Annotated in this window: 14 protein-coding genes; 7 read left to right on the top strand and 7 right to left on the bottom strand. The window is 70.0% G+C overall.

Annotated features, from left to right (window positions below):
- The first annotated feature begins 23 nt into the window (after positions 1-23).
- The 4 genes from uvrB (at position 24) to ADL25_RS41435 (ending at position 6,205) form a co-directional block, all read left to right on the top strand.
- Positions 24-2,168, top strand: coding sequence for an excinuclease ABC subunit UvrB (uvrB, locus tag ADL25_RS41450; protein ID WP_059133117.1), 2,145 nt, complete (start codon positions 24-26; stop codon positions 2,166-2,168).
- Positions 2,169-2,328: 160 nt separating this feature from the next.
- The gene (locus ADL25_RS41445; protein ID WP_059133116.1) at positions 2,329-2,907 is read left to right on the top strand and encodes a TerD family protein; all 579 of its coding nucleotides are present in this window, start codon (positions 2,329-2,331) and stop codon (positions 2,905-2,907) included.
- A gap of 44 nt (positions 2,908-2,951) precedes the next feature.
- Positions 2,952-4,916, top strand: a complete 1,965-nt coding sequence (locus ADL25_RS41440; protein WP_059133115.1) for a TerD family protein — start codon at positions 2,952-2,954, stop codon at positions 4,914-4,916.
- Between the two features lie 287 nt (positions 4,917-5,203).
- Entirely contained in the window at positions 5,204-6,205 is a 1,002-nt protein-coding gene (locus tag ADL25_RS41435; protein ID WP_059133114.1) for a TerC family protein, read from the top strand.
- Positions 6,206-6,344: 139 nt separating this feature from the next.
- Here the strand turns inward: ADL25_RS41435 and ADL25_RS41430 are convergent, their stop codons facing one another.
- Entirely contained in the window at positions 6,345-7,616 is a 1,272-nt protein-coding gene (locus tag ADL25_RS41430; RefSeq protein ID WP_059133113.1) for an MFS transporter, read from the bottom strand.
- Positions 7,617-7,749: 133 nt separating this feature from the next.
- Positions 7,750-8,796, bottom strand: coding sequence for a S66 family peptidase (locus tag ADL25_RS41425; protein ID WP_059133112.1), 1,047 nt, complete (start codon positions 8,794-8,796; stop codon positions 7,750-7,752).
- Positions 8,797-8,900: 104 nt separating this feature from the next.
- Between ADL25_RS41425 and aroQ the strand changes: the two genes are divergently transcribed.
- Positions 8,901-9,374 carry a type II 3-dehydroquinate dehydratase gene (gene aroQ, locus ADL25_RS41420; protein WP_059133111.1) on the top strand — a complete coding sequence of 158 codons (474 nt, stop codon included), beginning with the start codon at positions 8,901-8,903 and terminating at the stop codon, positions 9,372-9,374.
- Positions 9,375-9,620: 246 nt separating this feature from the next.
- Here the strand turns inward: aroQ and ADL25_RS41415 are convergent, their stop codons facing one another.
- Entirely contained in the window at positions 9,621-10,277 is a 657-nt protein-coding gene (locus ADL25_RS41415) for an MBL fold metallo-hydrolase (protein WP_059133110.1), read from the bottom strand.
- A gap of 22 nt (positions 10,278-10,299) precedes the next feature.
- Complete coding sequence (locus ADL25_RS41410; RefSeq protein WP_059133109.1) at positions 10,300-11,001, bottom strand: maleylpyruvate isomerase family mycothiol-dependent enzyme; 702 nt, start codon at positions 10,999-11,001, stop codon at positions 10,300-10,302.
- A 222-nt stretch (positions 11,002-11,223) separates the two neighbouring features.
- On the opposite strand from ADL25_RS41410, the gene uvrA reads away from it, so the two are divergent.
- Entirely contained in the window at positions 11,224-14,259 is a 3,036-nt protein-coding gene (gene uvrA / locus ADL25_RS41405) for an excinuclease ABC subunit UvrA (protein WP_059133108.1), read from the top strand.
- A gap of 117 nt (positions 14,260-14,376) precedes the next feature.
- Here the strand turns inward: uvrA and ADL25_RS41400 are convergent, their stop codons facing one another.
- Positions 14,377-15,288, bottom strand: coding sequence for a carbohydrate kinase family protein (locus tag ADL25_RS41400; protein ID WP_059133107.1), 912 nt, complete (start codon positions 15,286-15,288; stop codon positions 14,377-14,379).
- The gene (locus ADL25_RS41395) at positions 15,285-16,337 is read right to left on the bottom strand and encodes a LacI family DNA-binding transcriptional regulator (protein WP_059133106.1); all 1,053 of its coding nucleotides are present in this window, start codon (positions 16,335-16,337) and stop codon (positions 15,285-15,287) included. The genes ADL25_RS41400 and ADL25_RS41395 overlap by 4 nt, the downstream gene beginning before the upstream one ends.
- 193 nt (positions 16,338-16,530) lie before the next feature.
- Here ADL25_RS41395 and ADL25_RS41390 point away from each other — a divergent pair, with 193 nt between their 5' ends.
- A complete protein-coding gene (locus ADL25_RS41390; RefSeq protein ID WP_059133105.1) occupies positions 16,531-16,959 on the top strand; it encodes a Rieske (2Fe-2S) protein in 429 nt (142 codons plus the stop codon).
- 18 nt (positions 16,960-16,977) lie between these two features.
- Here ADL25_RS41390 and ADL25_RS41385 read toward each other — a convergent pair whose 3' ends face one another.
- The gene (locus ADL25_RS41385) at positions 16,978-17,925 is read right to left on the bottom strand and encodes a hypothetical protein (RefSeq protein WP_059133104.1); all 948 of its coding nucleotides are present in this window, start codon (positions 17,923-17,925) and stop codon (positions 16,978-16,980) included.
- Positions 17,926-18,365 lie beyond the last annotated feature (440 nt).

The raw sequence follows: 18,365 nt of genomic DNA, 5'->3' as shown, positions 1-18,365 counted from the left end.
TGGGGGGTCGTACGGTGGATGGCATGCGGCCCGTTTCACAGATCGAACGCACGGTGGCGCCCATCGAGGTCGTCAGCCCCTACCGGCCCAGCGGCGACCAGCCGACGGCCATCGCCGAGCTGGAAAAGCGCATCCAGGCAGGCGAGAAGGATGTCGTCCTGCTCGGCGCGACCGGCACAGGCAAGTCCGCCACCACGGCGTGGATGATCGAGAAGCTCCAGCGCCCCACCCTGGTGATGGCGCCGAACAAGACACTGGCCGCCCAACTGGCCAACGAGTTCCGCGAGCTCCTGCCGAACAACGCGGTCGAGTACTTCGTCTCGTACTACGACTACTACCAGCCCGAGGCGTACGTTCCGCAGTCGGACACGTACATCGAGAAGGACTCCTCGATCAACGAGGAGGTGGAGCGCCTGCGGCACTCCGCGACCAACTCGCTGCTGACCCGCCGGGACGTGGTCGTGGTCGCCTCCGTCTCCTGCATCTACGGCCTCGGTACTCCCCAGGAGTACGTGGACCGCATGGTCAGCCTCAAGGTCGGCGACGAGATCGACCGCGACCAGCTGCTGCGTCGCTTCGTCGACATCCAGTACACGCGCAACGACGTGGCGTTCAGCCGAGGCACCTTCCGGGTGCGCGGCGACACCATCGAGATCTTCCCGGTGTACGAGGAGCTGGCCGTTCGGATCGAGATGTTCGGCGACGAGATCGAGGCCCTCTCCACCCTCCATCCGCTCACCGGTGAGATCGTCAGCGACGAGCAGCAGCTGTACGTCTTCCCCGCCTCCCACTACATCGCCGGTCCCGAGCGCATGGAGCGGGCGATCAACGGCATCGAGAAGGAGCTGGAGGAGCGCCTCGCGGAGCTGGAGAAGCAGGGCAAGCTGCTGGAGGCCCAGCGGCTGCGCATGCGGACGACGTACGACATCGAGATGCTCCGCCAGATCGGGACCTGCTCCGGTGTGGAGAACTACTCGATGCACTTCGACGACCGCCTGCCCGGCACCCCGCCGAACACGCTGCTCGACTACTTCCCGGAGGACTTCCTGCTCGTCATCGACGAGTCGCACGTCACCGTGCCCCAGATCGGAGCAATGTACGAGGGCGACGCCTCCCGCAAGCGCACGCTCGTCGAGCACGGCTTCCGCCTGCCGTCCGCCCTGGACAACCGACCGCTGAAGTGGGAGGAGTTCCAGGGGCGCATCGGTCAGACGGTGTACCTGTCGGCGACCCCCGGGCAGTACGAGCTCTCGCGCTCGGACGGCCAGGTCGAGCAGATCATCCGCCCCACCGGCCTCGTCGACCCGGAGGTCGTGGTCAAGCCCACCGAGGGCCAGATCGACGACCTCGTCCACGAGATCCGCAAGCGTACCGAGAAGGACGAGCGCGTCCTGGTGACCACGCTCACCAAGAAGATGGCGGAGGATCTCACCGACTACTTTCTGGAGATGGGCATCCAGGTGCGCTATCTGCACAGCGACGTGGACACGCTGCGACGCGTCGAGCTGCTGCGCGAGCTCAGGTCCGGCGAGTACGACGTCCTGGTCGGTATCAACCTCCTCAGGGAGGGTCTCGACCTGCCCGAGGTCTCCCTGGTGGCGATCCTCGACGCCGACAAGGAGGGCTTCCTGCGCTCGGGCACCTCCCTCATCCAGACCATCGGCCGTGCCGCGCGCAATGTCTCCGGACAGGTCCACATGTACGCCGACAAGATCACCCCGGCGATGGAGAAGGCCATCGACGAGACCAACCGCCGTCGGGAGAAGCAGGTCGCGTACAACACGGCGAACGGCATCGACCCGCAGCCGTTGCGCAAGAAGATCAACGACATCGTGGCGCAGATCGCGCGGGAGGACGTCGACACGGAGCAGCTGCTCGGCACCGGCTACCGCAAGACGAAGGACGGCAAGGGCGCCAAGGCTCCCGTCCCCTCGCTCGGCAGTCAGGCGGCGAAGGGCGCGAAGGCGGCCAAGGGCAGGGGCAAGGCGAAGGGGACGGTCCCGACCGACCGCCCCGGGGTCGAACTCTCCGCGCAGATCGAGGAGTTGACGGAACGCATGCGGGCCGCCGCCGCGGACCTGCAGTTCGAGATCGCGGCCCGGCTCCGCGACGAGGTCTCCGAGATGAAGAAGGAACTGCGTCAGATGAAGGAGGCCGGCATCGCCTGACGATCCCGCTGACCTGCCGGACCCCCGGATCCGCGCGCTGTGTTGCAACACCGACACAAAGCGCGGTCGGGGGTTCGGCAGTGTCAGTGCCGCTGCGTAGGGTTCTGGACATCCGCGGAGTCCGCGGCCAACAGGGGACCGCTCGAGAGGGGAACAGCGCGTGACCGTCAACTTGACCAAGGGTCAGGCCATCAGTCTGCAGAAGAACGACGGAGGCACGCTGACCGCGGTGCGTATGGGGCTCGGCTGGCAGGCAGCCCCCCGGCGCGGGCTCTTCGGTTCGCGCACCCGGGAGATCGACCTCGACGCGTCCGCCGTGCTGTTCGCGGACAAGCGGCCCGTGGACGTGGTCTTCTTCCAGCACCTCGTGAGCGACGACGGCTCCGTGCGGCACACCGGTGACAACCTCGTCGGAGGTGTGGGCCAGGGCGGTGACGACGAGGCCATCCTCGTCGACCTGGCGCGCGTCCCGGTCCACATCGACCAGATCGTCTTCACCGTGAACTCCTTCACGGGCCAGACCTTCCAGGAGGTGCAGAACGCGTTCTGCCGCCTGGTCGACGAGTCCAGCGGCCAGGAGCTCGCGCGCTACACCCTCGCGGGCGGAGGCGCGTACACGGCACAGATCATGGCGAAGGTGCACCGGGCGGGCGCGGGCTGGACGATGACGGCTCTCGGCACCCCTGCCAACGGCCGTACCTTCCAGGACCTGATGCCGTCGATCGTTCCGCACCTGTAGCCGGCCGGGCACCAGGACACCAAGCGACGTAGGGGGACAAGGCGATGACGGCCGAGCTCGTCCGGGGGCAGAACCACCCGCTTCCCCAGGCCCGACTCGAGATCCGGGTGTCGGCCGGCGAGCCGGTGCTGGCGGGGGCGACGCTCAGCGACGCGCAGGGCAAGGTGCGCGGCACCGAATGGGTGGCCCACCCGGGCGCGCCCACGCTGCCCGGCCTTGAGGTCTCCAAGCAGGCGGCGGCCGATCATCGCCTCGCGTTCGATCTGGACGCCCTCCCGGAGAGCGTGCACCGGGTGGACGTGCTGCTCGCCCTGCCGACCGGGACCGGCGGCCCGGTGCGGTTCGGCGCCGTCGCCGCCCCCTTCGTCGCGGTCACGGGACTCGACGGGTCCGAGGTCGCCAGCTACACGATCACGGGGCTGGACTCCGAGTCGGCCGTCATCGCCCTGGAGCTCTACCGCAGGCAGGACTCCTGGAAGGTGCGTGCCGTCGGCCAGGGGTACGCGGGCGGGCTCGCCGCGCTGCTCGCGGACCAGGGGCTGGCCGGGGCCGCGCAACTCGCGAGCGGTATCAACGACGCGGTGGTGCAGGGCCTGGCCCGTTCGGTGGCGCCACCCCCGCCGCGCCTGCCCGAGGGCGACCGCGCGTTGCAGACGCCGGCCCCCGCGGGATCCCAGGGCGCCTCCGGCACCGTGCCGCCGCAGCAGGGCGCGCCCGGCGCACCGCAGCACGGATCCCCGTACGACGTCACCGGCGCGGCGAGCCCGGTTGCGCCGCCCGCCGCGCAGGGCGCCTCGATCAACTACACACACCCCGGTCGGGCGGCCGGGGCGCCGCCCCCGCCCGCTCCCACCGCACCGCCCGCGGACCCCGGACAGCCCGCACAGCCCGTCGCGGGCGCCGCGACCGGCTGGTCCATGGAGGAGCGCCTGTACAACCAGGTGTGGGGCATGTTCGAGGACCTGGCACGTACGGTGGCCGCCTACCGCAGCGCCGTCGACTTCGCCGACTCGCGCATGGAGCAGGAACTGGACAAGGTCCTGTCCGATCCGCGCAGCCGTATAGGCGGGCAGGGCCACGTCGCACGCGAGGCGGCCCAGACGAAGCACACCGAGCTCGTCAGCCAGGCCAGAGCCGCCCTCGACCGTGATCTGACCCAGCTCATCGCCGAGTCCGACGTCGTCGAGCCCGCCCTGCCCGCGGCGTTCGCGCGCTGGGACAACCCGGTCTGGCACGGGTACCGGGTGCCGATGGAAATCCCCATGGCCCTGCGCCTCGGCGATCTGCACCTGCCCGAGAGCGAGAACCTGCGCATCCCCATGCTGATCAGGCTTCCGCTGGAGCGGGGGCTGTGGATCGACAGCGGCCGCTCGGGCCAACTCGACGAGCTCGTGGACCAGGACGAACTGCGCCGTCTGGCCATGGACGTGGCGGTGGCGCACGCGGCACGGCTGCTCGCCGTGTACCCGGCGGGCGAGTTCGTGGTGCACGTCATCGACCCTGCGGGTTCGGCTGCGCGCTCACTCACTCCCCTCGTGCGGTCGGGTGTGCTCCCCGCCCCGCCGGCCGTCGGTCCGGCGAGCGTGGCCGACGTGCTGACCAGGCTCACGGAGCGCGTCGACCTGGTGCAGATGGCGGTGCGCGGCGGTGCAGCTGACGCCTTGCCACCTGGCCTGGACACGGCCGAACAACTGCTGATCGTCAACGACTTCCCGCACGGTTTCGACGACCGGGCCGTGACCCGGCTGCGCTATCTCGCGGACGAGGGCCCGTCCGTGGGCGTCCATCTGATGATGGTCGCCGACCGGGAGGACGCGGCCGCCTACGGACCGCTGCTCGACCCGCTGTGGCGTTCGCTGCTGAGGCTGTCGCCGGTGCCCGACGACCACCTTGCGGACCCCTGGGTCGGCCACGCCTGGACGTACGAGCCGCCGCGTGTCCCGCGGGGCAGCCAGGTGCTCGACCAGGTGCTCGACCAGGTCGCCGAAGCGCGCCGCAGGGATCGCTGATCCGGGACCGACTCTTCACCAAGAGTAAGTAAAGCCGCCCTGAGCTGGGTATTTGGATCTTCTTTTACCAATCGCTTTACCGTTCCTTGGTGATTCGGGTACTCTCGTTCACACGGAGGGGAGTACTCCCTACCTGCTGCGGCGTACCCGTCAGTCCGGATCCGGCCAGATCCCGGGGCGTCGGCCCGCAGGCTCCGGGCGCGTCGAGCGTCCGGCGCCCCGCGGGTGGAAGAGACCTCCGGTAGCGACGACGCTGACCTATGCCGTGACGTACTGCCGGAGGCGCAGTGAATGTATCCCTGACCCTGTGGGTCCTGACGATCGTGGGCCTCGCCGCCCTGATCGCGGCCGATTTCTTCATCGGCCGCAAACCGCACGATGTGTCGATCAAGGAAGCCGGCATCTGGACGATCGTCTGGATCACTCTCGCCGGTCTCTTCGGTGTGGGGCTGCTCGTCTTCGGCGGCGGTCAGCCGGCCGGAGAGTTCTTCGCCGGATTCATCACCGAGAAGTCGCTGAGCGTCGACAATCTCTTCGTCTTCGTCCTGATCATGGCGAAGTTCGCGGTGCCCTCGCAGTACCAGCAGCGCGTGCTGCTGGTCGGTGTCCTCATCGCCCTGGTGCTGCGGGCCGTCTTCATCGCCGCGGGAGCCGCGATCCTCGCGTCCTTCTCCTGGGTCTTCTTCCTCTTCGGCGCCTTCCTGATCTGGACCGCCTGGAAGCTGATCCAGGAGGCCAGGGCCGAGGAGGAGGACGAGGAGTACGAGGAGAACAGGCTGCTGAAGGCCGCCGAGCGCCGCTTCGGTGTGGCCGACCGCTATCACGGCACCAAGCTGTGGATCACGCAGAACGGCAAGCGGGTCATGACGCCGATGCTTGTCGTGATGCTCGCGATCGGTACCACCGACGTGCTTTTCGCCCTCGACTCCATCCCCGCGATCTTCGGCCTGACGCAGGACCCCTACATCGTCTTCACGGCCAACGCGTTCGCGCTGATGGGTCTGAGGCAGCTGTACTTCCTCATCGGTGGCCTGCTCAAGAAGCTGGTGCACCTCTCGTACGGTCTGTCGGTCATCCTGGGCTTCATCGGCGTCAAGCTGGTGCTGCACGCTCTCCACGAGGCGGGGGTCCATGTCCCCGAGATCTCCATCCCGGCCTCGCTGGGCGTGATCTGTGCCGTTCTGATCGTCACGACGATCACCAGCCTGCTGGCCACCAGGAGGCAGCAAGCGGTCGAGGCGGCGGGGAAGGACGACGACAAGACCCGGAAACACAGCATCGAGGCCTGACCCGCGCCGGTCGGGCACAACACGTGTGGGGTGCGCGGCACACAGCCGGGCGCCCCTCACGTGCGCTCGCCGGCACCCGCGGGCCTCGTCTCCGGATCGCTGACGGCCCGCGTCCCGTGCGCCGTCCCCCCCCGGCGGATCAGCCGGGAGCGGGCTCCGCGACCGCGACCGGCACGGGACGGGTCTCCGGCAGCAGAGCGAAGCAACCCAGGCTGACGAGGCCCATGGTCGTCAGATAGGCAGCGACGCCCCAGGGCACCCGGCCGGCGTGTCCGGTGAGCGCGGTGGCCACGATCGGGGTGAGGGCGCCGCCGAGGACGCCACCTAGGTTGTAGCCCACCGCCGCACCCGTGCAGCGCACCCGGGGCTCGTACAACTCCGGGAGATATGCGGCGACCACGGCGAACATCGTGATGAAGGAGAGCATCGCCCCGAGGAACCCCAGGAACATCAGCGCCGGCTTGCGGGTCGACAGCAGAGCGATCATCGGGAACATCCACACGACGACGCCCGTGCACCCCGTGAGGCACAGCGGTCGCCGTCCGTAGCGGTCCCCCAGAAGTGCCAGGAACGGAGTGACGGCACCCTGCACCACCACGGTGGCGAGGACACAGGCCAGCAGGACCGTACGGCTCACGCCGAGCCGTTCCGTCGCGAAGACCAGGGACCAGGTCGTCACGGTGTAGAAGACGGCGTACCCCACCGCGAGCGCGCCGGCCGTCAGCAGGACGAGCCGCCAGTGGCCGCGCACCACCTCGGCGAACGGCACACGCGCCCGGTCGTGGAGTTCCAGGAAGAGCGGGCTCTCCGCGAGCGAGCCGCGCAGCCACAGACCCGCCACCGCGAGCACGCCTGCCGCCCAGAACGGAATCCGCCAGCCCCAGGCTGCGAACTGCGTCTGCGACAACGTCGCGGAAAGCCCCAGCATCACACCGTTGGCCAGCACGAACCCGAGCGAGGGGCCCATCTGCGGAAAGCTCGACCACAGCACCCGGCGCCCGGCCGGAGCATGCTCCACGGCCAGCAGGACCGCACCGCCCCACTCACCGCCGAGCCCCAGGCCTTGGAGAAAGCGAAGAACCAGAAGGAGCAGGGGAGCCGCCGTGCCGATGGTTCCGTACGTGGGCAGGCAACCGACCGCCACCGTGGCGGCTCCGGTCAGCAGCAGTGACGCCACGAGGACCGGCCGCCGCCCGCGCCGGTCACCGAGGTGACCGAACAGTATGGAACCGAGCGGTCGCGCCACGAATCCGGCCGCGAAGGTACCGAGCGCCGCCAGCGTGCCCGTCACCGGGGAGAGTGTCGGGAAGAACAGGGGGCCCAGGACCAGGGCGGCCGCGGTCCCGTAGACGAAGAAGTCGTAGAACTCGACGGCCGTCCCGGCCAGCGAGGCCGCCGCGAGCCGGAGCATGGACGGGGTTTTCACGCTGCGTGCAACATGCATGCCGCGACAACTACCCACCGTGATCAAGGGTTACGGGGGCGTGCGGGGGCTCGGCGCATGTGGCGCCCGGGACGGGCGTGCGCCCGGGGTACCGGTCGGGTCAGTAGGTGACGATGATGCGCCGGGCGGGGCCGTCCACACGGATCACGCCTCCATAGGGGAGGATCACCTGCGGATCGGTGTGCCCGAGATCCACGTCGAACACCGCCATGGTGTCGGGGGCGTACATCTTCAGGGCACGCAGTACCGCCGCCCGCTGTTCCGCCGCGTAACGGGCGCCTTCCTCGGAACTGTTGGGACGCTCGAACGACCAGGCCTTCGGCCGGCCCATGAGCAGCGCGGAGAAGCGCTGGAGCAGCCCGCGCTCACCCATGTTGCGCAGGGTGTGGAAGACCTCGTCGCTGCTCGGCATGTCCTCGGACGTCTCCAGGAAGAGTACTCCGCCGTCGTGGACCGCCGGATCGTGCGAGACTTCCCGGTCGGCCATGAGCAGCCGGCCGATGATCTCCAGACAACCTCCCCAACTGCGTCCCTCGACCACCCGGTCGGCGTTCACCCAGGTCCAGCCCGAGCCGCGCCGGGTCTCCGGTTCCGCCTCGAAGGTGGCCGGATCCGCCCAGTCCCGCGCCTTGTCCGTCCAGAACCCGGCCGGCTTCACCTCGTACGGTCCGGTGGTGAAGAGGGCGGCCCTCAGCGACTCCGCGGTGAGCGGTGCCATCGCCCCGGGACGGCCCAGTTCGACCATGACGGAACCGCCGTGATAGCTCACCACGCCGGTGTTCCACAGGAAGGCGTGCAGGTTGGTGTTGTCGCTGTACCCGAAGAACGGCTTGGGGTGAGTGCGTATCAACTCCCGGTCGAGCAGGGGCAGTACCGTGATCTGGTCGTCGCCGCCGATCGAGGCGAACACGGCCTTCACGGCCGGATCGGCGAACGCCGCGTGGAGGTCGTCGGCGCGCTCCCCGGGGGTCGCGCCCATCTTCCGGGTGGCCGGATACTCGACGGGTTCCAGGCCGAAAACGGTGCGCAGTCGATGGAGTCCCAGCTCGTACGGGCGCGGGAAGAGGGCGGGGAGCCCGGCGGAGGGCGAGACGACGGCGACTCGGTCGCCGGGCACGAGCTTGGGCGGGTGGACGGTTCGCGTCATGGCCGGAGGGTACGGTCCGCGTCCGTCCGGTGCACCGTGATAAACCGGGGGCCGAGACACGGTCCCCCTCAAGGGCCGGCAGACCCGAACGGACCGGAGGAACCGTGCCCCGCACTCTCGCCGACGCCCCGATCATGGTGCTCAACGGCCCCAACCTGAACCTGCTGGGGCAGCGCCAGCCGGAGATCTACGGTTCGGACACGCTCGCGGACATCGAGGCGCTGTGCGTGAAGACGGCGGCGGCGTACGGCGCCACGGTGGACTTCCGGCAGTCCAACCACGAGGGCGAACTGGTCGACTGGATCCAGGAGGCGCGGCTGAACCACGCCGGTGTCGTGATCAACCCGGCGGCCTACTCGCACACGTCCGTCGCGATTCTCGACGCACTCAACACCTGCGACGGACTGCCGGTGGTGGAGGTGCACATCTCCAACATCCACCAGCGCGAGCAGTTCCGTCACCACTCGTACGTGTCTCTTCGCGCCGACGGTGTCATCGCGGGATGCGGGGTGCAGGGATACGCGTTCGCGGTGGAGCGGGTGGCGACGCTCGCGGGCGCGGCACGGGCGGAAGCCTGAGTCGTCGGGACCGCGACGGCCGGGGCCGCCGGTCGAGGGCGGGAGAGAGGGACCGGCGACCCGTACCGCGTAGGAGCCGTCATCCCGCGCGGGCTGGCTCCAGTTGACCGCGAGGCCGTGCGGCCGGGGAGCGCACGCGCGGCATCGGTGCGTGCGAACGGTTCACACGGGGCGCGTGAGCCTGCTCTTCACGCGATGTGTCGAAGCAGGCTCGGCGCGCGGGCTCCCGCGTTCACCACCCGGCGCTCACCACCCCCGCTCGTGCCACTCCGGCAGATGCGGACGCTCGTCGCCCAGCGTGGTGTCGTTGCCGTGCCCGGGGTAGACCCAGGTCTCGTCCGGAAGCGCGTCGAAGATCTTCGTCTCGACGTCGTGGATCAGGCTGGCGAAGGCCTTCGGGTCCTTGTGCGTGTTGCCCACGCCGCCCGGGAACAGGCAGTCGCCGGTGAACACGTGCGGGTGCCCGTGCGGGTCGTCGTAGACGAGGGCGATCGAGCCCGGGGTGTGCCCCACCAGGTGGCGGGCGGTGAGTTCCACCTGCCCCACACGGATCGTGTCGCCGTCGGCGACCGGGACGTCGGTCGGGACGGGAATGCCCTCGGCGTCGTCCCGGCCCGCGTACGTCCGCGCGCCCGTGGCCGCCACCACCTCGGCGAGCGCCTGCCAGTGGTCGGCGTGGCGGTGCGTGGTGACCACGGACGCGATGCCGTCGTCGCCGATCGAGCCGAGCAGGGTGTGCGCGTCGTTGGCCGCGTCGATCAGCAACTGCTCGTCGGTGGCCCGGCAGCGCAGCAGATAGGCGTTGTTGTCCATCGGGCCGACCGCGATCTTGGTGATCATCAGGTCCTTCAGCTCGTGCACGTCCGCCGGGCCGCCGACCGTCACCGTTCCGCTGTACGTCATGGCTGTCAGCCTACCGACGAGATCACAGCGCGGGCAGTACGGGCAGCGCCACACCTTCGTCCACGACGGTCAGTCCTTCGCCCCGGGTGCGTCCCGCGAGCCAGCCGAGCAGCGCGTGTGACCGACCCGTCACGGTGACGGGCCCGGCGTCCTTGCGACCGGTGGTCCAGACGAGCCTGCCGGGGTCCTCCAGGGCGGTCAGGCTGATGCCGGGGACCGCGGGATGGTCCGCGAACCGCTCGGTGAGGAAGTCGACCTCCCGCTCCACGAACTCCGCCGGCAGATGCTCCAGCTCGTATCCGATTCCCAGGTCGACGTGGTGCAGTTCGACCTCCACCCACCGCCGGAACGGCACCCGGGCCGCCGAGTCCGTGACCCCGTTGCGCAGCTCGACCGTGCGCGACCAGTCCGCGGGCTCGGCGCCGGCCTCCTGGAAGCGGGCGCAGCTCTGCCGCAGGTCGTCGAGCTGGACGTCCAGGGCACGCGGGGCGTCCCGTTCGATGTCGGTGTCCCTGGCCTCGGCGGAGACGTACATGGGGCGCCCCTGCAGAGCGTTCACGAGCGCGTCCGCGTTGCGGGACAGATGGGCGAGGACGTGGCCGCGATTCCAGCCGGGCAGCCGTGACGGAGCTTCCATCGCTGCGTTGTCCATGGTGGCGGCTGCGTGCAGCAGCCGGTCGGTCGCGTCACGTACAGACGCCAGGTCACGCGCGTGATCAATCATGGCCCGACCCTAACTGTGCCACTCCTTCGGGTGAAGGAAGTGGACCGGACCCGCAAATCGAATGTGCGTGCTATAGGGTCGAGTGCGGCGTCGGGCATGCTGGATGGCCCGGGATTGTTATGAACCGTGGAATCCGACCGGCGTTGTCAGTGGCTCCCCCTAGTCTGAAAAAGCACGGGGGCCCCGCCCCTGTCGCTTCTCTCAAGAAAGGTGCGGACCGGCGTGGCCGACCGTCTCATCGTCCGTGGCGCGCGCGAGCACAACCTGAAGAATGTCTCGCTCGACCTGCCACGCGACTCGCTCATCGTCTTCACGGGCCTGTCGGGGTCGGGCAAGTCCTCGCTGGCCTTCGACACGATCTTCGCCGAGGGCCAGCGCCGTTACGTGGAGTCGCTCTCCTCGTACGCACGGCAGTTCCTCGGGCAGATGGACAAGCCGGACGTCGACTTCATCGAAGGACTTTCGCCGGCGGTCTCCATCGACCAGAAGTCGACCTCGCGCAATCCGCGCTCGACGGTCGGCACGATCACCGAGGTCTACGACTACCTGCGTCTGCTCTTCGCGCGCATCGGCAAGCCGCACTGCCCCGAGTGCGGCCGCCCGATCTCGCGCCAGTCGCCCCAGGCCGTCGTCGACAAGGTCCTGGAGCTGCCCGAGGGAAGCCGCTTCCAGGTGCTGTCGCCGCTCGTGCGGGAGCGCAAGGGGGAGTTCGTCGACCTCTTCGCCGACCTCCAGACCAAGGGCTACAGCCGCGCCCGGGTGGACGGCGAGACGATCCAGCTGTCCAGCCCGCCGACGCTGAAGAAGCAGGAGAAGCACACCATCGAGGTGGTCGTCGACCGCCTCACGGTGAAGGACTCCGCCAAGCGCCGGCTCACCGACTCGGTGGAGACCGCGCTCGGCCTCTCGGGCGGCATGGTCGTGCTCGACTTCGTCGACCTCCCCGAGGACGACCCCGAGCGCGAGCGCATGTACTCGGAGCACCTGTACTGCCCGTACGACGATCTCTCCTTCGAGGAGCTGGAACCTCGTTCCTTCTCCTTCAACTCGCCCTTCGGCGCCTGCCCCGAGTGCACGGGCATCGGCACCCGCATGGAGGTCGACCCCGAGCTGATCGTCCCGGACGAGGACAAGTCCCTCGACGAGGGCGCCATCCACCCCTGGTCGCACGGGCACACCAAGGACTACTTCGGCCGCCTCATCGGCGCGCTCGCGGACGCCCTGGGATTCCGGACGGACATCCCCTTCGCCGGTCTGCCGCAGCGCGCCAAGAAGGCCCTGCTCTACGGCCACAAGACGCAGATCGAGGTCCGCTACCGCAACCGCTACGGGCGCGAGCGGGTGTACACGACGCCGTTCGAAGGCGCCGTCCCGTTCGTGAAGCGCCGCCACAGCGAGGCCGAGAGCGACGCCAGCCGGGAGCGCTTCGAGGGCTATATGCGCGAGGTGCCGTGCCCGACCTGTCAGGGCACCCGCCTCAAGCCGGTCGTCCTCGCGGTCACGATCATGGACAGGTCGATCGCCGAGATCTCCGCGATGTCGATCAGCGACTGCGCGGACTTCCTGCGGGAGCTCAGGCTCGACGCCCGTGACAAGAAGATCGCCGAGCGGGTCCTGAAGGAGGTCAACGAGCGGCTGCGGTTCCTGGTCGACGTCGGCCTGGACTACCTCTCGCTGAACCGCGCGGCCGGCACGCTCTCCGGCGGCGAGGCCCAGCGCATCCGGCTGGCCACCCAGATCGGTTCCGGACTCGTCGGCGTCCTGTACGTGCTCGACGAGCCCTCCATCGGCCTGCACCAGCGCGACAACCACCGGCTGATCGAGACCCTGGTCCGGCTGCGCGACATGGGCAACACGCTCATCGTCGTCGAGCACGACGAGGACACCATCAAGGTCGCCGACTGGGTCGTCGACATCGGCCCGGGCGCGGGCGAGCACGGCGGCAAGGTCGTGCACAGCGGCTCCCTGAAGGAACTGCTCGCCAACGACGAGTCGCAGACCGGCCAGTACCTGTCGGGCAAGAAGTCCATCCCGTTGCCCGACATCCGGCGCCCGCGCGACCCGTCCCGGCGGCTCACGGTGCACGGCGCCCGGGAGAACAACCTCCAGGACATCGACGTCTCCTTCCCGCTCGGCGTGTTCACGGCCGTCACGGGCGTGTCCGGCTCCGGAAAGTCGACGCTGGTCAACGACATCCTCTACACGCACCTGGCGCGCGAACTGAACGGTGCGCGCAACGTCCCCGGACGTCACACGCGTGTGGACGGCGACGACCTCGTCGACAAGGTCGTGCACGTCGACCAGTCGCCCATCGGCCGCACCCCGCGGTCGAACCCGGCGACGTACACGGGCGTCTTCGACCACATCCGCAAGCTGTTCGCCGAGACGACCGAGGCGAAGGTGCGGGGCTACCTGCCCGGGCGCTTCTCCTTCAACGTCAAGGGCGGTCGCTGCGAGAACTGCGCGGGCGACGGCACGATCAAGATCGAGATGAACTTCCTCCCGGACGTCTACGTCCCGTGCGAGGTCTGCCACGGCGCCCGCTACAACCGGGAGACCCTGGAGGTCCACTACAAGGGCAAGTCCATCGCCGAGGTCCTGAACATGCCGATCGAGGAGGCCATGCACTTCTTCGAGGCGGTCCCGGCGATCTCCCGCCACCTCAGGACGCTGAACGACGTCGGCCTCGGTTACGTCCGCCTCGGCCAGTCGGCGACCACCCTCTCCGGTGGTGAGGCGCAGCGTGTGAAGCTCGCCAGCGAGTTGCAGAAGCGGTCCACCGGACGCACGGTCTATGTGCTGGACGAGCCGACCACCGGTCTGCACTTCGAGGACATCAGCAAGCTGCTCACGGTTCTCGGCGGCCTGGTCGACAAGGGCAACACGGTCATCGTCATCGAGCACAACCTCGACGTCATCAAGACCGCCGACTGGGTCGTCGACATGGGACCCGAAGGCGGCGCGGGCGGCGGTCTCGTGGTCGCCGAGGGCACGCCCGAGGAGGTCGCGGGGGTCTCGACCAGCCACACCGGCAAGTTCCTGCGCGAGATCCTCGGCGCCGACCGCATCAGCGATGCGCCCTCCGTGAAGGCCCCGCGCAGAGCGGCCGCGAAGACGGTCGCCGCCGGCTCGACGGCGAAGAAGACGGCGACGGCCAAGGCCGTGAAGACCGTCAACAACACGGCGGCCAAGAAGGCGGCCGGTGCCACGAAGAAGGCGGCACCCGCGAAGAAGTCCACCCGGGCGCGCAAGGCCTGACACAGAGGCACGCCCCGAACGACACGGTGCCCCGTGGGAACTCCCCACGGGGCACCGCTCGTCGGACGGAACGGCCGCTCGGGCCCCGCGCGCGGCCGGTGGACGGCTCAACGCGGGCTACGGGGCCACCAGTTCGGACGCGTACGGCGGTTCCGCGCCGGCGCGGGAGCAGGTGATGGCCGCCGCGCGGGCGGCGAAGCCCAGCAGACCTTTCCAGCCCTCGGCGTCCAGGGTGGCCAGTGCCGTCGGGGAGAGGGCATCCCGGGCAGCCAGACCGTGCAGCAGCGCCGCGTTGACCGTGTCGCCGGCGCCGATCGTGTCCACGACGTCGACCCGCACACCCGGCGCGGAATGCTCCGCACCGTCACGGGTGAAGACAGTCAGCCCGTCGCTGCCGCGGGTGACCACAACGGCGGCGGGGCCGGAGGCCAGCCATTCACGGGGGGTGCCACCCAGCCACTGCGCGTCCTCGACGGACAGCTTCAGCAGCGACACCGACGGCAGCCAGCTCTTGAAGCGGGCCCGGTAGGCGTCGGGGTCGGCGATCAGTCCCGCCCTGATGTTCGGGTCCAGTGCCGTGAACACACCCTGTGCGGAGGCGCTGCGTATCAACTCCTCGTATGCGCCGGCCCCCGGTTCGAGGACGAGGGAGCAGGTGCCGAACGAGACGGCCCGGGTGTCCCGGGGAAGGCGTGCCGGTGCCGTGAACAACCGGTCGGCGGTGCCCTCGACGTAGAAGGAGTACGCGGCCGAGCCGTTCTCGTCGATCGTGGCGACCGCCAGCGTCGTCGGCTCGCTGCCGCGCTGCACGGCGGAGACGTCCACGCCGGCCCGGCGCAGTCCGTCGAGGAGTGCCTCACCGAAGGCGTCGCAGGAGGTGCGGGAGCAGAACGCGGTGGGGGAGCCGAGCCGGCCGAGGGCGACGGCGGTGTTGTAGGGGCCGCCGCCCAGCGCCGGCTTCAGAGGCGCGAGCGCGCCCGTCCCCTGGGGGACCAGATCGATCAGGGCCTCACCGGCGACGACGATCACGAGTCGGTTTCCTTCCGGTAGGGGGCGTCGGGGCAGCCGCACGAGGTGCGGTGGACGAACACACCGGGCAGCCGCACGGTGCGCGCAGGGAGGTCCGGGTCCTCCAGGCGCTCCAGCAGCAGCCGCACGGCCTCGGTACCGATCTCCCGGCTCGGCTGGGAGACCGCGGTGAGCCGAGGGGAGAACAGGTCCGCCCAGGCGAAGTCGTCGAAGCAGCACAGCGCAAGGTCGTCCGGGACGGACACTCCACGCACGCGCAGGGCGCGCAGTGCTCCGATGGTCATCGCGTTGTTGGCGGTGACCAGGGCCGTCGGGGGCGCCGCGAGCGACAGCAGGTCGGTGGTGGCCCGCTCGGCGCCCTCGGCCGCGGAATCGCCCGATGCCAGCAACCGCTCGTCGTAGGGCAGCCCCGCGGCCGCGAGTCCCTGCCGGTAGCCGCTGATCCGCTCGGCCGTCGTGCTGAGCCCGGGACGTCCCGCGACAAGGCCGATGCGGCGGTGACCCAGCTCGGCGAGATGGGTGACCAGACGGGCCATGGGGTCCACGTTCTCGCCGCAGACCTGGTCGAACGCCTGTGGCGCGGGTGTGCCTGCGGGGGCCGTGTCGACCAGCCGGTCGACGAACACGGTCGGCACCCCGTGCCGGGCAAGGAGGGCGAGCAGTCCGCCCGGGTCCGCCGAGGGGGCGACGATCACGCCGTCGACGCGCCGTTCGTGCAGCAGCTGGACGGCCTTGCGTTCGTGCACGGGATCGTCGTGCGGGTCGGCGACGAGCAGGCCGTAGCCGTGTTCCAGGGCGCCGGCCTCGACGCCCTGGAGGATCTCCGTGAAGTACGGATTGCTGATCGCCGACACCGCGAGCCCGATGGACCGGGTGCGGGCCGTCACCAAGGAACGGGCAAGTGTGTTCGGCGTGTAACCCAGCTCGTCGATGGCGTCGAGCACCGCCCGGCGGGTGTGGGGGCGTACCGGCCGGGTGTCGTTCAGCACGTGCGAGACGGTCGCGACGGACACACCCGCGCTCCGTGCCACATCGGCCATCGTTGCCATCGCGTCCCCCTCCTGGAGCCGTCTGGCCGGGAAGGTATCCCATTCGACGGCCCGCGTAAACGCTTGCGCAAGCGTTTGCGTCCCCGCCTCGCACGGCCTGCCCCTGCCCCGCCCCGAGGCGGGACGACCGCCACCGGTATCGTCGAAACGGCCCGCGGCCCGGCGGGCATCGGCCCTGACCAGTGGAGACGCCATGTCCGCCCGTCCCGCAGCGACCCGTCGTACCGTCCTTCGCGGGGCTGCGCTCACCCCGGTCGCCGGGCTCGGGCTCGCGGCCTGCTCGTCGGGTGGTGACGGCGGTGCCGCGCCGGCCACGCCGACCGCGCCGGTCTCGCTCGGATCCGAGAACGAGGTCCCGAAGGGCGGCGCGAAGCTGTACCGGGATGCGAACGTCGTCGTGAGCCGTGGCGCGGACGGCTCCTTGAAGGCCTACAGCACGATCTGCACACACGCCGGGTGCGCCATCAACAAGCTGTCCGGGACGACGCTCGTCTGCCCGTGCCACGGCAGTCAGTTCGACGCCGTCTCCGGCAAGGTGGTGCAGGCTCCGGCCACCGAGCCGCTGAGCGAGCTGCCCGTCGAGGTCAAGAACGGCAAGATCGTGGCGGGCCCGGCGGCCTGACGGCTCAGGAGAGACCCTTCACTCCCAGTCCCACTCGATCCCCACGATTCCCGACCGGACACGCGGCTCCACCACATGTACCGAGCGGTGGCGTCCGCTGAGCGGCAGCTCCTGACGGCCGCTGCGCGGCGCGGCGGGGGAGTGCTGGGCGAACCGGTGGCAGCGCACCGGCAGCGCCTCGTGGTCGAAGCTGACCTGGAGCGCGTACTGCCCGCCCGCCAGCCTGAAGCCGCGAAGGTACTCGGCGCAGGGCCCGGCGGTGCCGTCCTCGAAGCCATAGCGGAAGAGAAACGTGTCGCCGGTCCGCAGCCGGGTGTCGAAGAGCAATTCGGCTGCCAGGAGGCCCGTGTCGTGGTGCCACCGCACGCGTCCCGTGCGGCAGTTCTCCTGCGCGTGCACCACGATCCGCTCCGGGGCGCATCCCGGATCGCCGTGGTGGATGGCGATGTAGCGATCCACTCCGTCCCTGTGGGCGCGCACGATGTGGTGCGACTCGCGGGCCAGCAGTTCCCGGCGCGACCCGATACGGACCCGCTCGTGGTGGCAGAGGGTGTGCAGTCCGCCGTCCAGGGGCGACTCCAGCTCGGCGAGGAGGCGTTCGAGGACGCCCGAGGCCTCCACCAGGGAGCGGTAGGAACGGCCCGGCGGACGGTCGGGGTCGGGCCGCTCGTCGGTCGACGTCAGCAGCCGGATCAGCGACTCGTCGGGCAACTGGAGTATCTCCTCCAGGGCACGCACGGCGCGCAGGGACTCGGGCCGCTGCGGCCGGCGCGCGCCCTGCTGCCAGTAGCTCAGACTCGTCACCCCGACTCTGACCCCGTACCGGGACAGATGGTGCTGTACGCGTTGCAGCGGCAGCCCGCGGGCGGTGATCGCGGCGCGCAGCGCGACATGGAAGGGTCCGCCACGCAGGGCCGCCTCCAACTCCGCCGGGACTGTGTCCGCATGCTGTGCGCCGTACCGCATACAGGGGGGCCTTTCTGTGAATGTTCACGACGGCTGGTCAGACCGTTCGCAGGGGGCGTTCCGGGCCGGTCGGGGCGTGCGGCGTCCGTTCACAAGCGGACCCCGCCGATCACGGCCCGGAGGTTCCACGCATTGAAGCGTGTTGACCAAGCCCCGACAACACCTGATGCCTACCGGACGGAAGACTCTTCGCCTCCGTGGCCGGTTCGGCCGTGTTGCGCCGGCCCTTCCTGCGACCGACGCTGCCACTCGGTCCGCGCCGTGGCCCGGCAGGCGCCCCGCACGCGCCGGGTCCGGCCGGAACGCTCCCCTCGCAGCCGTTGTGCGCCGCCTGCGGAAGGCGGTGTCCCGGACGGCCGGACCAGGCATCCCCGCGCCCTCGGCGGCCCTGCGGACCCTTGTCCACAGGCGCGCCGCGGTGTCGGCCCCCGCCAGTAGGG

Origin of the sequence: Streptomyces sp. NRRL F-5122 (genome assembly GCF_001507435.1) — a bacterium.
GTDB classification, from domain to species: Bacteria; Actinomycetota; Actinomycetes; order Streptomycetales; family Streptomycetaceae; genus Streptomyces; species Streptomyces lannensis.
Note: the sequence above shows the minus strand (reverse complement) of the source record. Positions and strands in the feature narration are given on the sequence as shown.